Here is a 309-nt window from a genome sequence, read left to right as displayed (position 1 = left end):
CGCGGCGCCCGCCAGGTCGTCGACGACGCTGTGCTTCTGAAGAAAGCTCGGGACTGGCGCTACGAGAAAGAATGGCGGCTCATCGGTCGACGCGGTGCACAGGACTCTCCGATCGAATTGGAGGAGGTTGTCTTCGGGATGAGGTGCCCGCTGGCAGTCAAATATGCTGTCGTCAGGGCGTTGGAAGATCCGCCCACGACGGTGAAGTTTTACGAGATCCGCCGAAAACCTGACACCTTCCTACTGAACCGATATGCGCTCGATGTCGATGAGATGTTGGCTTCCCTGCCCAGGCGATCCCTATCCTTA

1 protein-coding gene is annotated in these 309 nt (G+C 58.6%); it reads left to right on the top strand.

Annotation, left to right across the window (positions count from 1 at the left end):
* Nucleotides 1–309, top strand: a 309-nt coding sequence (locus tag A3764_RS25780) for a hypothetical protein (protein ID WP_236627975.1), incomplete at both ends; no start/stop codon positions are given.

It is taken from the genome of Sulfitobacter sp. HI0129 (assembly GCF_001635395.1).
Lineage (GTDB): Bacteria > Pseudomonadota > Alphaproteobacteria > Rhodobacterales > Rhodobacteraceae > Sulfitobacter.
The sequence above is the reverse complement of the archived record's forward strand: the minus strand, read 5'-3'. Positions and strand labels throughout refer to the sequence as shown.